The organism is Streptococcus devriesei DSM 19639 (assembly GCF_000423725.1).
Lineage (GTDB): Bacteria > Bacillota > Bacilli > Lactobacillales > Streptococcaceae > Streptococcus > Streptococcus devriesei.
This window is the reverse complement of sequence record NZ_KE384084.1, coordinates 118,444-132,069: the sequence shown is the minus strand read 5'-3', so window position 1 is coordinate 132,069 and position 13,626 is coordinate 118,444. Positions and strand designations below refer to the sequence as shown.

Annotated in this window: 11 protein-coding genes; 1 reads left to right on the top strand and 10 read right to left on the bottom strand. The window is 41.3% G+C overall.

Going from position 1 to position 13,626, the window contains the following annotated elements:
* Positions 1–97 precede the first annotated feature (97 nt).
* The 6 genes from G573_RS0106730 to G573_RS0106705 form a co-directional block, all read right to left on the bottom strand.
* On the bottom strand, positions 98–1,459 hold the full coding sequence (locus tag G573_RS0106730) for a DUF438 domain-containing protein (protein WP_027975993.1): 1,362 nt from the start codon (positions 1,457–1,459) through the stop codon (positions 98–100).
* The gene (locus G573_RS0106725; protein WP_027975992.1) at positions 1,456–1,692 is read right to left on the bottom strand and encodes a DUF1858 domain-containing protein; all 237 of its coding nucleotides are present in this window, start codon (positions 1,690–1,692) and stop codon (positions 1,456–1,458) included. The genes G573_RS0106730 and G573_RS0106725 overlap by 4 nt, the downstream gene beginning before the upstream one ends.
* Before the next feature lie 81 nt (positions 1,693–1,773).
* Positions 1,774–2,205 carry a GNAT family N-acetyltransferase gene (locus tag G573_RS0106720; RefSeq protein WP_027975991.1) on the bottom strand — a complete coding sequence of 144 codons (432 nt, stop codon included), beginning with the start codon at positions 2,203–2,205 and terminating at the stop codon, positions 1,774–1,776.
* Positions 2,206–2,256: 51 nt separating this feature from the next.
* Complete coding sequence (locus G573_RS0106715; protein WP_027975990.1) at positions 2,257–3,510, bottom strand: DUF2130 domain-containing protein; 1,254 nt, start codon at positions 3,508–3,510, stop codon at positions 2,257–2,259.
* 216 nt (positions 3,511–3,726) lie between these two features.
* Positions 3,727–6,342: an FtsX-like permease family protein gene (locus G573_RS0106710; protein WP_027975989.1), complete on the bottom strand. Its 2,616-nt coding sequence runs from the start codon at positions 6,340–6,342 to the stop codon at positions 3,727–3,729.
* A gap of 54 nt (positions 6,343–6,396) precedes the next feature.
* On the bottom strand, positions 6,397–7,098 hold the full coding sequence (locus G573_RS0106705) for an ABC transporter ATP-binding protein (protein ID WP_027975988.1): 702 nt from the start codon (positions 7,096–7,098) through the stop codon (positions 6,397–6,399).
* A 112-nt stretch (positions 7,099–7,210) separates the two neighbouring features.
* Between G573_RS0106705 and G573_RS0106700 the strand changes: the two genes are divergently transcribed.
* Positions 7,211–7,762, top strand: coding sequence for a TetR/AcrR family transcriptional regulator (locus G573_RS0106700; RefSeq protein ID WP_027975987.1), 552 nt, complete (start codon positions 7,211–7,213; stop codon positions 7,760–7,762).
* Between the two features lie 310 nt (positions 7,763–8,072).
* Here the strand turns inward: G573_RS0106700 and G573_RS0106695 are convergent, their stop codons facing one another.
* The 4 genes from G573_RS0106695 to pcrA all read right to left on the bottom strand — a co-directional run bounded on the left by G573_RS0106695 (position 8,073) and on the right by pcrA (position 13,447).
* The gene (locus tag G573_RS0106695) at positions 8,073–8,636 is read right to left on the bottom strand and encodes a TlpA family protein disulfide reductase (RefSeq protein ID WP_027975986.1); all 564 of its coding nucleotides are present in this window, start codon (positions 8,634–8,636) and stop codon (positions 8,073–8,075) included.
* 12 nt (positions 8,637–8,648) lie between these two features.
* Positions 8,649–9,362 carry a cytochrome c biogenesis CcdA family protein gene (locus G573_RS0106690; RefSeq protein WP_027975985.1) on the bottom strand — a complete coding sequence of 238 codons (714 nt, stop codon included), beginning with the start codon at positions 9,360–9,362 and terminating at the stop codon, positions 8,649–8,651.
* Positions 9,363–9,697: 335 nt separating this feature from the next.
* Positions 9,698–10,978 (bottom strand): O-acetylhomoserine aminocarboxypropyltransferase/cysteine synthase family protein, encoded by a 1,281-nt coding sequence (locus G573_RS0106685; RefSeq protein WP_027975984.1) that lies wholly within the window; start codon positions 10,976–10,978, stop codon positions 9,698–9,700.
* Between the two features lie 186 nt (positions 10,979–11,164).
* Positions 11,165–13,447: a DNA helicase PcrA gene (pcrA, locus tag G573_RS0106680; protein WP_027975983.1), complete on the bottom strand. Its 2,283-nt coding sequence runs from the start codon at positions 13,445–13,447 to the stop codon at positions 11,165–11,167.
* Positions 13,448–13,626: the final 179 nt, after the last annotated feature.

Below are 13,626 nucleotides of genomic sequence, written 5' to 3'. Positions count from 1 at the left end.
ACATAAAAATCATTAACACAAAAACGAATAACTGCCCGGTGGAATTCCGAACAGTTATTCGTTTTTTTGACGCTATGACTCTATCAGTCCTCTTTGCTTAGATATCACGGTTGCTGTCGCTGTCCAGTTCAAAGAAAGGTTTGATGTCTTGGACGTATTCCAAAACTCCTTGAAACTCTCCTTTTTCATTGCGGACAGCTGCGTAAGTGACATAGACAAATTTTCCCAAGCGCTCAGACTGAAACCACATCTCTACCTTATCTTTTTGGCCGGAACGCAGCACTTCAAAAACTTTCTTGACCTTGTCCAGCACTTTTGGCGGGTGGCAGAGTTCGACATTGCGCCCTATTTGGCTGGGCGTTCGTTTGAAAATCATCTCGGCAGCCGGAACACTGTCGTTGTAGTATTGGAAAATATCATCTTTATTGACAAAAGTGATCTCCAAAGGCAGATGATTCAAAATCAGATTGGCCTGCTCAAGCGATAGATAGCCGTTCCCAAAGGGCTGCTTAATCGTACGGTCAACAGCTGCTTTACTTTCATTGGGCGTAAAAGTAATCGTAAATTGGCCTTCTGGTGTTTGGATAATGCTTTGGCTGCTGGACTGGTCAGCTGCTGCCCCTTGTTTTAGAGCATCGGCTGTATTATTGCCTGTGGTTTTTCCTGCATCAGTTTCATTGCCAAACGATTCACGCTGGGGCTGCCATTTTACAGTCGGCTTAAGAATGGCATAACCGTAAGCATCACTTTCATCGGCAATCTGCAGCCAGTCATCCTGTGTGAAAGACTCTAGAAGAATCATCAGCAAAATTGCCTCTTCTTTAAAAATCATCTCTTCAAACTCAGCCGCAAACATCTCAAATTTATCAGAAAGCTCCTCAATAGAGCCCTCAGGCAGCTTCACCAGAGCCAGTTTGGCTTCTTTGAAGAGTTCACGGATGTTGTCATCTACTCCCCACATCACTTTAGGCGGCGCATCATGCCCATAACCCTCCATAATGGGGAAAAATAGTTTTTCCTTGCGGGTGTAATGGTTATCAAACTGCCCCAACAAGTCAAACTGATGCCTGAGACCTTTTAGAATATCTTGGCGAAATTCCTCATTTTCAGGCTTAGCGTAATTGTCAATAATCCGGCGGATACGCATAACAGCTGCACGCAAGGCCAGATTTTCATCCTTAAAAACTTTGACCGGATGGCCTTCCTGCTCACTGTCGGGTACATCAACATCTGAAATGGCTCCCTTAAAAAGATTAGCATGAACATTGCATAAATCCATAACATCCTCAAAAGTGATACCAGTATCCGAATTCATCAGCTCATACTCCATCATGGAAATCTCAATGGCGGAAACACCTTTGAAGTGCTGGTTAAAACGTTCTTGAACAGATTCAGCACTGGCACCATGGTGCAAGTCCAGCAGGATATCTCTTAAAATATGAATACGTTCCTCAGTCATTGCTCATCACCAACCACTTCATAGCCGTTAAATTCTAAGGTTTGCTTAATTTTAGCAAGGGGAATGCGCGTCATTTTTGAACCAGCCTTAAGTGTTGTTATTTTACCGACTGTATTGAGCATGGCAGGATTAGCCAAGGGTTTAAAACCCAGTTCCACCAGAATATCCTTAACTTCAGGATGTTCCTTGAGGGTCTGTGCAACGGGTTTTGATAAATCTATAATATTGTTCATAATAATTACCTCAATATTTGATAGCTTTATTATAACACATCAGAAAAGTGACAATGATTTTGAAACTATTAACAATTAACATTATTTTAGATAGAGAGAATAACCACGACTAGCTTGCTTGAAACCATAATTTTCATAAAAACGATGAGCTATTTGTCGTTCTAAAGTATCCCCACTATTTAGCGCTAAAGCGTGAATATTTTCAGATAGTGCACGATTTTTGACAGCATCTACCAAGGCTGTCGCAACACCCTTACGGCGATAGTTTTGTAATACTGCCAGAATAAGAATACGATAGTAGGCACCTTCATTTTCAAAAAATAACATTTTAGCATAACCAATCATCCCAATAATTTCATTGTCATCAACTGCGACTAAAAGATGGTAATCAGGATGAGAAAGAACTGTTTTTAATCGTCTAACCAATTCAGCTTCCTTGACAGGATAGCCAAGTTCAGCATAAAGAGGGGATAACTTTTCAATATCTAATAGTTGAGCAGGTCTAATAATCATTTTCAGTCCTCACACATTTTAGGAAAAGAAACAACACCACATTGAAAGGTCCTATTCTTCTTTTAACGCTTCAAACTTAGCCTTCATGGTTGGATTTTTTCGTGTTAATTTTTTGACGGAAACATCGTCTAATTTATTGTTAGCAAGGCGGAGCTGATTTTCACTAGTTGTCAAAAAGCGCTTGACTTCTTCCATGCGGCGGATTGATTTATCAATTTCATCAATGGCTTTTTTGAAGTTGTTACTTGCTGAAGTATAGTTCTTAGCAAAGGCGTTTTTGAAGGTTTCAAGGTCATCTTCGAAGTGCGTGATATCAATGTTCTGTTCACGCACCAAAGCCAGCTCCTGTTTGTACTGCAAACTATTGAGCGCAGCATTTCGCAAAAGCCCGATCAGCTGGATAAAGAACTGCGGCCGAACCACATACATCTTCTCATATTCATGGCTGACATCGACAATGCCTGTATTATAGTAATCATTCTCAGCCTCCAGCATAGTCACTAAGACAGCGTATTCACAGTTTTTCTCGCGGCGGTCCTTATCAAGCTCCTTAAAGAAATCAGCATTCTTATGCTTAGTTTTGGTCGTATCCGCCTCATTTTTCATCTCAAACATGATGGACAAAAATTCAACACCGTTTTCATCGGCCTCACGAAAAATAAAATCACCCTTAGAACCACGGCCGGAAACCTCATTATCCTTAGCAAAATAGGCATTAGGAAAGGCATAGCTGCGCACCTTGTTGAATTCTGTTTCAGCATAAATCTCTAAGCTCTCGCCAATAGCCTTGGTTGATTGCTGCGCCTTGAAATCCTTATAAAATTCTACCTGTTCATTAGCCGCCTTAAGCTGACTTTCATAGTCGCTGCGCACGGAAGAAAGCTCCAGTTCACTTTCTTTTTCCTGCAGTGTCAGCTGATTTTTAGCCTCATCACGCTCTTTTTCAACCTTTGAAAGAGCTGTCTGCAGCTCGTTGTCCTTTTCCAAAGACAGCTTATCCAAGCGGTTTTGCAAATTCGTGACTTCTTTTTCCTTTTCAGACAGTGCCTTAGCCATTTCAAGTGCATTGACAGAGGACAAGTTCTCAATTTCTGCTTTTAAGTCAGCTATCTCAGCGTCTTTCTTACCCAGCTCCTGCTGCAGATTATTTTTCGACTTTTCTTCCAAAAGCTGCGTCTCACGCGCTAAGCGATCATGCAGTTCTTTATCAAATTCACTGCTGCGCACCTGAGCCAAAAGCTGGCTGTATTCTGTTTCATTAATTGTAAAAACTGTCCCGCAGTGAGGACATTTGATATTATTCATGACTATACTCCAATCGTATTTATAGCTCTATTATAACAAAAAATAAAAAAACGCCCAGCATGAGAACAGCCTAGAAATAAGAGGCTGTGCCGGGGCGTTATCATAAAACAAAAATAGTTATCAATTTTAATTATTAATTAGAATTTTTTCTCCTAAGAGGGATGACATTGTCGAATTTAGGACTAGCATCAGCTTTATAATTTTGCCAACAAAACATTAATCTGCTGCTTGCAAAGCTTCCAGCATATTAAGTCTTTTAAGCCGCTGATGGACAATTACACCCAATCCGACAAGAATAAGAAGGATAAAGGCAGTCGGTATCACATAAGTGCTGTCATCAACTACTGTACCAAACGATACATTATCAGATCCTATCATTTCCATAATGATTTGATGAAGATAGCGGCCACACACCATACCCAAAACAATTCCTATCAAAGAAAGGATAATGGTTTCCCGGTAAATATACAAGGTCACCTCTCTATTGAAAAAGCCAAGAACTTTAATTGTTGAGAGTTCTCTGATGCGCTCAGCAATATTAATATTGGTCAGATTATAAAGAATGACAATAGCTAAAAGAATCGTAATAATAACCAAGACTGTCATGGCAGCATTTAAGGACGTAACGATAGTTTTGATCATTTTCATCTGTGAGGTATTTTGCGTAACCGATGCGACACTGCTCATAGCAAGCAGTTTTGTTGACATATCTTTAATATGAGAGGATGAGTCGTCTTTTAAATTGATAAAATAGGCATTTTTATCCGGTTTTTCACCGAAAATATCTCGATAGGCTGACTGAGTCATAAACAGATAATGGCCGGCATTCATCTTGGCAACTGCTGCAACCTTGACACGGCGTTTTTTACCGTCACTGTCTTTAAGTGTAAAAGTGTCACCTGCCTCAACCTTATAAAAACGAGCTAATTTTTCAGAAATGACAGCGCCTTTCTTGGACAGCTTTAGCCTGCTATTCGAATAGGCATCTTTTAAGTGCACAAATCCACCGAAATCTGTCTGATCTGTAACCATAATAGAAATACTCTGTCTGTCTTTCAAATGGGGGACTTCTTCGGTTAAGTGTGTGTAATAAAGGCTTTGATAGCTGTCAACTTCCTTTGATGCTAAAAAATCGGTTAAACTTTTGTCTTCTTTGGTCATCTCCTGTTTCATAACCACTAAGTGGTAAGGTGTCAGCTGTGTAAACTGTTCTCTAATCACCTTTCCTAAAGAAGCTTGAATGCCTAATCCTGCAAAAAGAAGGGCAACTGAACCAGCCACACCAAATATGGTCATAAACATCCGCTGTTTATAGCGAAAAATATTGCGAATTGTTACTTTATGAGTAAAACTCAAACGTTTCCAGATAAAGCCAAACCGCTCTAAGAAAATCTTGGAGCCTTTCATAGGTGGTTTAGGCAGCAATAATTGGGCTGCTTTCTCACTCAGTTCTCTGCTGGCGATAAGATAAGCAGGCAAAACCGCACTGACTAAACCTAGGAGAACTGCGATAAGCGTATAAGACCAATAAAAAGATAAGTGAGGATTGCCTAGGGTCATTTTTCCGGTAAAAATCTGAGATACAATTTTTGAAAGGATATAGTGACCGCCGATAATCCCCAAAACTGTGCCAAGCATGCTGGCCGCAAAACCATAAATCAAGAATTTGCGAATGACGTCCTGTCTTGTATAACCCAAAGCTCGGAATAAGCCTGAATTAGTCCTTTCTTCATCAACAAAGCGTGTCATCGTTGTAAAGGTAACCAGGGCTGCAACTGCATAAAGCACAATAGGAAAGATATTGCCAAGATTTCCCATACTGTCTGCATTGGAAGAGTAGACCGTATAGCCCTCTCCGCCCAGCATGGTTGAGCGTGTATAAGTGCTGTAAACCGGCTTAGGAATGGCATCAATTTTATCCTGAGCCTTTTTAATTTGCTGTTCTTTTTGAACAATGGATTGCCGTGCCTGCCTGATAGCCAGCTGCTGCTGGTAGGACGGAGCCGTATCTGTCTTTTCTTGCAGTTGTTTTTTTGCAGCTGCAAGTGCCTGTTTGCTTTGATTAACTTTTTCTTGCGGAGCTTTTTTCAGAGCCTCCAAACGTTTTTGTCCATTGTCTTCTACTAATGTATCCAGCTTATCTTGATAACGACTGATTTTTGAGCTGTAAGTATCAGAAAAAGGACTGATTGTTTTTAAATGATTATAGCGAATCCGTGCTAAAGTATTACTGCTGTTCGCAAAAGCCTGAGAAGTCACAAGGCCATAACTTGATAAATTCCCATCTCCTGCTGTTGATGACCCCATATTTAAGGTTGACCAAATTTCAGACGACCTGAGAAACCCAACAATTTTAAAATGATTTCTTTTTAAATTGGACTTATCAGAAGATGCAAAAGTCAACTCGTCACCAATTTTATACTTCTTCTTCATCAAAGACGTCAAAGCAATTTCGTCTTCTTCCTTAGGAAAATGCCCAGCCTCCAGCTGATAAGTTGAGAGCTTTTGACTGTTGGAGAAGACCCTCATGGCATCGTCTGTTCCTTCAATAGTCATGTCTGTTACTTTTCCAAACTCTACTTTAGTCCCCTTAATCTTCTCTAATTCTTTTTGATCCGTTTGACTAAAACCATGACTGGCTGTTACAAACAGATCGGCCGTTTGGTGTGTCCGCAGATAATCTGCAGCCAGTCTTTGCATATTGGGTCTGGTTGCCTTTAAACCGATAAAGGTAAAAGAACCTAGAAACATCAAAAGCATAATAGACAGAAAACGACCTTTTGAATTCAAAATAACATTCCAAACGGTTTTCCAATAAATCTTTTTTCTCATACAATCACTCCTCATCCCCAAAGAAGGACATATAGTTTTGATTTTCAAAAAGCCTCAGTATTCTAAATTGTCAATATCTTGAGGCTGATTATTGATCTCAATCGCACTGACTTTGGCATCATGCAGATAGATAACTTTGTCAGCTATGGGAGCCAAGGACGAATTATGTGTCACAATGACAACAGTAGCACCTTTTTGCCGAGACATAGCCTGCAGGAGTTCCAAAATCTGCTTACCTGTTTGATAATCCAGTGCTCCTGTAGGTTCATCACATAAAAGTAACTTAGGATTTTTAGCTAAGGCACGGGCGATAGATACTCGCTGCTGCTCTCCTCCGGACAGTTGGGCAGGAAAATGATCCAGCCTGTCACCAAGACCAACCTCCTGTAAAACAGCTGCAGCTTCCTTGGCATTGGCGACAATGTCTGAAGCCAGTTCTACATTTTCTTTGGCCGTCAGATTCGGAACCAAATTATAGAATTGAAAAACAAAACCGACATCATTGCGGCGATAAGCCGTTAACTGTTTTTGATTGTAGTCTGCAATGTTGCTGCCATCGATCCAAACCTCTCCTTCATCATTAGTATCCATGCCGCCAAGGATATTAAGAACAGTTGATTTTCCGGCACCGGAAGCGCCCAATATAATGACCAGCTCTCCTTTATTGATCTCAAAGCTGATATCATTATTGGCGATAACTTCTGTTTCTCCCATCTGATAGCGTTTATAGGAATGCTTCATTTCAATGTAACTCATACAAGTCTCCTTATTTAGACGTGTGTTGATTTAATCTTTTTCTTAGTATATAATGATTTTAAGTGAAAGACAAGCATCATTATATGGACTGATGTCTATTTAAGGAGAAATTATGATAAAAAGACGCCACACGCAAAGCAAGACCAAAATAAAAACAGCTATTACTGAGCTGTTAGTAGAAAATTCTGATTTTAACGATATTACCATCCGGAAAATTACCGAAAAGGCTCATATCAATCGCAGCACCTTTTATCTTCATTATCAAGACAAATATGACTTAATTGATAAACTGATGCATGATATTACCGACAATCTAAAGAAAGAGCTGAATACCAGTTCTCTAAATATCAGAGACAGTCTTATTCAGGGACTTATTTACCTTCAAAGCCAGCAGACTTTTATTCAGTCTGTGATTACAATTGCCCCGGTTAATTTTTCGCAAAAGGCAAGGCAATTTATTAAAGAATTGATAGATGAGATACCTAGTTTCTTCTATGATAGCATTAACCCTAATTCAGGTCTGCCTAAAGATTATATGGTGATTACTTATGCTGCCAGTCTCGAAAGCCTTTATATGCATTGGGTTCTAAGCGGTGCACAGGAATCCCCCCAAGAAATTGCGGATATGTTCCTGATTATTAGAGGATTTTATCAAAACCCTTAAGAAGAGGGGAGTGGGAAAGAACCCAAAAATTGAAAATTTTGGTTCCCACCACTCCCTAGTTTCAAGGTGGTGAGCTGAAACGGTCTCTCCCCAGACCGTTTCACTCCCACCCCCGCACAGTTGGCTAGGTTTTCCGCTTTGGCCTTGTGGCAAAAGGAAAGCCAGCCAGCAGTGGTTCATTGGTGCTAAAGCACCTAATGAACTGTGCAGGGGTAAGACTTCTTGGCCTAGCAAACAAATCTTACTCCCAACTACTGCGCCAAGAGTTTATTCCAAAACAAGAATATTGGATGATTTTTGTCCAGCCTCCTTATTTCAATTGATTGAGATAGTCTTTAAGGGAGCTGTCATCAAGGCTCCCAGCAATCTTTTGCGAAAGACTGCCATCACTGTTGATAAAAATATGGGTTGGAATAGAGCGGATGCCATAAGCCTGTACAAAATTGTCCTTATAGTCATAAAGAATAGGATAGGTAATCCTTTTTTTCTTTGCTTTTGCTAAAATAATACTTTTCTCTTTATCAATAGGATTGTTGTTTTGATACTTCAAATCGCTGGGCGATGTTACGGATATAAAAACAAAGTCTTTCTTGTCTTTATAAGTCTGATAAACTTTTTTCAGACCAGGAATTTCCTGCATACAAGGTCCGCACCAAGTGGCCCAAACATTGATATAAACTTTTTTCCCTTTATAATCAGACAGACTGACTGTTTTGCCTTTTTTATTTTTTAATTTAAATGCAGGTGCCGAATTTTTAGAGGTTTGAATTATCTTAGGGGATGACTTGCTTTGCGCAGAAGATTTTGTCGGATTTGTTAGTCCGATTCCTAGTAAGGTGACACCGAGAACTATTGGCCAAATAAATTTTTTCATAACTTCCCCCTTTTAATTAAATAAGTGTGCTATCTTAGCAAATGAACCTGTCAAAATAGCAATTCCAATAATAATGAGAAGAATCCCCGAAACAAGCTTGGTATACTTTAGAAAGCGCTGCTGTTTTTTAAAGATAGTCACTATTTTCTGTGAAAAGACAGCAATCAAAACAAAAGGAACAATAAATCCCAAACAATAGATCAAGATTAGTATAACACTGTAAATCCCCTGATGCGTGCTGGCATACAGGAAAACACTGGCTAAAATCGGACCAATACAAGGGGTCCAAGAAAAGCTAAAGGCAAAACCCATTAAGAAAGCGATGACCGGCGTTACCTTCTGTCCTGCTTGGTAGACCTGATTTTTGGTTGAAAATTCTCTCGTCAAAAAACGCGATCTGATGACCCCTATTTGAACGAATCCCATCATTAGAATTAAAACGCCGCCCAAATTCTGGAAAAAGTCAATATGACTTTGGAGAAAACGGCTGATGAGACTGCTGGCAAAAGCTAGAATAAAAAAGGTCGCTGCTATGCCGGAAGTAAATAAGAGCGTATTGCTAAAAACTTTCCGCCTATCCCAAATCAATTCACCTGTCTTCCCCTTCTCTCCCTGACCTGCTAAAACACCGATATAAACGGGCAAAATAGGCAGAACACAAGGGGAGAAAAACGACAGGAGCCCTTCAATAAAGAGCGTTAAAATAGTAATATGTTGAAGATTCATCTTGTTCCTTTATCAGCATTTTAAATCTTTTTATTTATTATATCAAAAAAGGGTTCTCCAACTTTAAAAGCATTTTAAGGAATTATTACAGTTCAAAAGCGGCACTTCTTAGAACTGCCCTTATAGATTGCTTGTTCGCAAATGGTCATGACAAATCATGCTCAATAGCAAAGCCAACTGCATTTTTTCTCCCGTTATGCATTCGCTAAGTCTTTTCTCATCGACTTTCTTTAATCAAAAAAACTGAGAATGAACTGTACTGGACCTCGCAACATTGGGTTTGTGCTCAATTCACAGACTAATACAAATCATTCTCAATCTAGTATCTTAATTACTTAAATAACTTCTAAGGCTGAGCGTAAATCTTCAATCAGATCATCAACATTCTCCAATCCGATAGAGACACGGATCTGATTGGGTTCAATACCGCAGGCAAGAAGATCTTCCGGACTCATCTGACCGTGAGTTGTGGTCGCCGGGTGCACCACAAGAGACTTGGCATCAGCGACATTGGCGAGGTCTGAAAAGATTTCCAAATGATCAATCACCTTGCGAGCGGCTTCTGCTCCTCCAGCGACATTGAAGGTAAAGATGGAGCTGGCGCCCTTAGGAAGGTATTTTTGCGCTAACTCGTAGTAAGGACTTGACGGGAGGCTGGCGTAGTTGACCTTAGTTACCTTTGGATGCTTTTCTAAGTATTCTGCGATTTTCTTGGCATTTTCGACATGGCGTTCAACCCGCAAAGACAGAGTTTCTAAACCTTGTGTCAACAAAAAGGCGTTGAAAGGTGACAGGCAGGCACCGGTATCGCGCAGCAACTGTGTGCGAACTGCTGTAATAAAGGCTGCTGCCCCGATATCACGGGTGTAGCTGAGATTATGATAAGACGGATCCTCATCAACAAACTGCGGGAATTTACCGGATTTTTCCCAGTCAAATTGACCCGAGTCCACAATCACACCGCCAATAGAGGTCCCGTGACCGCCAATGAATTTAGTAGCCGAATGCACAGCAATATCAGCACCGTAAGAAAAAACATTGATCAGATAAGGCGTACCAAAGGTATTGTCAATAACCAAAGGAATATTGTGGCGATGGGCGATTTCCGCTAGTTTTTCAAGGTCGGCAACATTGCCCAAAGGATTTCCCAGCGTTTCGGCCAAAATAAACTTGGTATTGTCCTTAACAGCTGCTTCGATAGCTTCAAAATCAGCCACATCCACAAAAGAGGTCGTAATCCCATAGCGCGGCAGGGTTTCTTTGAGCAAGTTAAAAGTACCGCCGTAAACTGTGGTTGCTGACACAATGTGGTCTCCGGCATGGGCCAAGGCCAAGGCAGTGTAGGTAATTGCTGCCATTCCAGAAGCCGTCGCCAAAGCACCGACACCGCCTTCTAAAGCTGCCATGCGTTCTTCAAAAACGGCAGTCGTTGGATTGGTAATCCGTGTATAGATATTGCCTTCAGTCCGCAGAGCAAAAGAATCCTCAGCATCCTGTGAATCGTTGAAAACATACGAGGTCGTTTGGTAAATGGGCAGAGCACGTGATTTAGTCGTTGGATCAACCGTCTGACCGGCGTGCAGCTGCAGGGTTTCAAAAGAATAGTCTTTTGTCATAATCTTTCCTCCAAAAAACATAACTAGAGTTATTGTACACCTAAAATCCTTTACTGGCTAATAGTTATCTGGCTAAATGGGGTATAGCCGAAAACTATACCCCACTGCACTTATTGTACAGGACAGAAATGCCCTGCACCGATAAAACACCTGCTCAAAAACAAAAGCTTGTCGCTCAAGAGCATATTATTTCTTTTCAATCGGTGCAACACTGGCTAAAATCTTTTTCAAGCCGATTTCCGGGAACTTGATTTTAAGCTCCTGATTTTTACCGCTGCCTGTCACTTCAAGCACCGTACCGTCTCCCCACTTACGATGATGGGCAATATCGCCAATCTGCCAATCTATCTCTTTTCTATCATCCGCATGTTTAGCAGCATTTGCCAGAGGCAGCTTAGCGTTTGTTGGCTGAGCAGCAGTTTTACGAGCCTGCAGAGCCTGAGCCAAACTCATACCTTGACCAAATTTGACAGGTCTGTCATCAGCATAACTGGCTTTAAAAGATGTAGCTGCAGGACGCGCCAAGCCCTGATAAGTCAATAAATCTTCCGAAATTTCCTTGATAAAACGGCTTTCACGGTTATAATCCGTCCGTCCATAAAGAGTACGGGCGTTGGCATTAGTGATAAATAAAAGCTCTTCGGCACGGGTAATTCCAACATAGGCCAGACGGCGTTCTTCTTCCAATTCATCAGCTTCTTCAATAGACCGCGACAAAGGAAAGACACCTTCTTCAAGACCGATGATAAAGACAACCGGAAATTCCAAGCCTTTGGCGGCATGCAGAGTCATCAAGGTCACTTCAGCTGCTTCAGCATCGCCTTCATCCGTATCGGCAATCAAGGCCAAATCGTTGAGGAAACGGCTGAGCTTATCAAGACCTGTTTCATCCTCAGGAGCATCTTGGGTATTGTCATCAAAATTTTTGGTAACCGATAAAAATTCTTCAATATTTTCAATCCGTGCTTGACTTTCCAGCGTGTTTTGCAGCTGCAGAGCCTCCATATAACCTGTCTTTTCCAAGACTTCTTCGACCAGTTCAGTTATGCTGTACTGATCCAAATCAGCCCGCAGACTAAGCAAGGTATTGGCCAGATTCCAGACAGCCTGAGCAGCTTTCCCTTTGATGGCTGAGAGCATGATTTGCTCGGAAGCTTCCAGCAGACTCATGTTTTGAGCAGCAGCAAAGGATCGGATTTTTTCTAAGGTTCCGGGTCCGACACCGCGCTTAGGCTCATTGACAATGCGTTCAAAAGAGATATTGTCTGCACTGTTGGCAATGACATTAAGATAAGCAATGACATCACGAATTTCCTTGCGGCTGTAGAATTTGGTTCCTCCGACCATAGTATAGGGAATATTGGACTTGAGCAGGGCTTCTTCAATGGTCCGTGACTGGGCATTGGTGCGGTAGAGAACAGCAAAATCTTTAAAACTATGATCGGTTTCCCGCACAATAGCATCAATCGTTGAAGCGACAAAGACAGCCTCATCGCGTTCATCATCAGCCCGATAGTAGACAATCTTTTCGCCGTCAGCATTCTGGGTCCAGAGTTTTTTAGGGCGGCGGTTGTGATTGTTTTGAATCACTTCATTGGCTGCCTGCAGAATTTTTTTAGTCGAGCGGTAATTTTCCTCTAAAAGAACAACCTTGGCTTGTGGATAATCTTTTTCAAAATCAAGGATATTTTGCATATCGGCACCACGCCAGCCGTAGATTGACTGATCGGCATCACCGACCACACAGATATTTTTAAAGCGGGAAGTCAAAAGCTTAACCAGCTGATACTGGGCATGGTTGGTATCCTGATACTCATCCACATGGATATACTGGTAGCGCTGCTGATAGTAGGCTAGTACATCAGGATTTTTATCAAAGAGTCGCAGCGTCAGCATGATTAAATCATCGAAATCCATAGCTTCACTGCGGCGCAGCTCTTCCTGATAGGCCTTATAGCACTTAGCCACGATTTGCCGGTACCTATCGCCGGCCAGATTTTCATACGCTGCTTCATCAATCAGATCATTTTTAGCATTGGAAATGGTTCCCAAAATGGCTCGTTCATTCCATTTTTTAGAATCCAGATTAAGATTCTTGATGATGCGTTTCATGAGGGTGCGCTGCTCACCTGGGTCAACAATGGTAAAATTACGGTTATAGCCGATGTGATCCGCATCGCGGCGCAAAATCCGCACACACATGGAGTGGAAAGTCGCAATCAAAGTATCACTGGTCGCCGAATTCAGCAGCATAGCCCGCTCTCTCATCTCACGCGCTGCTTTATTGGTAAAGGTAATAGCCAAGATGTTCCAAGGGTTGACCATTTTCTCATCAATCAAGTAGGCAATGCGGTGAGTTAAAACCCGTGTTTTACCAGAACCTGCTCCCGCCATAATCAAAAGCGGTCCTTCTGTCGTTTTAACAGCCTCTGCCTGTTTTTCATTCATTCCATTTAATAAAGGATTCATTACACTTAACCAAGAGCCAGTCTTTTGAATTTTCGCAAATACAGTCTTCTTCAGGATTATGCGAATTCTGCACAAGCAGACAAATCTGACTCTGCTGTTTTATTCCTTTCCTATAATGATGCCTGTCTATTGTACCATTTTTAAAGCTAAAAAGAAAAGGAAGCAGGATCAACTCAGCA

What these genes read in the sequence shown, in the direction of transcription:
- G573_RS0106730 (WP_027975993.1), bottom strand. Translation starts at nt 1,459, where the DNA reads ATGACTGAGGAACGTATTCATATTTTAAGAGATATCCTGCTGGACTTG.
- G573_RS0106725 (WP_027975992.1), bottom strand. Translation starts at nt 1,692, where the DNA reads ATGAACAATATTATAGATTTATCAAAACCCGTTGCACAGACCCTCAAG.
- G573_RS0106720 (WP_027975991.1), bottom strand. Translation starts at nt 2,205, where the DNA reads ATGATTATTAGACCTGCTCAACTATTAGATATTGAAAAGTTATCCCCT.
- G573_RS0106715 (WP_027975990.1), bottom strand. Translation starts at nt 3,510, where the DNA reads ATGAATAATATCAAATGTCCTCACTGCGGGACAGTTTTTACAATTAAT.
- G573_RS0106710 (WP_027975989.1), bottom strand. Translation starts at nt 6,342, where the DNA reads ATGAGAAAAAAGATTTATTGGAAAACCGTTTGGAATGTTATTTTGAAT.
- G573_RS0106705 (WP_027975988.1), bottom strand. Translation starts at nt 7,098, where the DNA reads ATGAGTTACATTGAAATGAAGCATTCCTATAAACGCTATCAGATGGGA.
- G573_RS0106700 (WP_027975987.1), top strand. Translation starts at nt 7,211, where the DNA reads ATGATAAAAAGACGCCACACGCAAAGCAAGACCAAAATAAAAACAGCT.
- G573_RS0106695 (WP_027975986.1), bottom strand. Translation starts at nt 8,636, where the DNA reads ATGAAAAAATTTATTTGGCCAATAGTTCTCGGTGTCACCTTACTAGGA.
- G573_RS0106690 (WP_027975985.1), bottom strand. Translation starts at nt 9,362, where the DNA reads ATGAATCTTCAACATATTACTATTTTAACGCTCTTTATTGAAGGGCTC.
- G573_RS0106685 (WP_027975984.1), bottom strand. Translation starts at nt 10,978, where the DNA reads ATGACAAAAGACTATTCTTTTGAAACCCTGCAGCTGCACGCCGGTCAG.
- pcrA (WP_027975983.1), bottom strand. Translation starts at nt 13,447, where the DNA reads ATGAATCCTTTATTAAATGGAATGAATGAAAAACAGGCAGAGGCTGTT.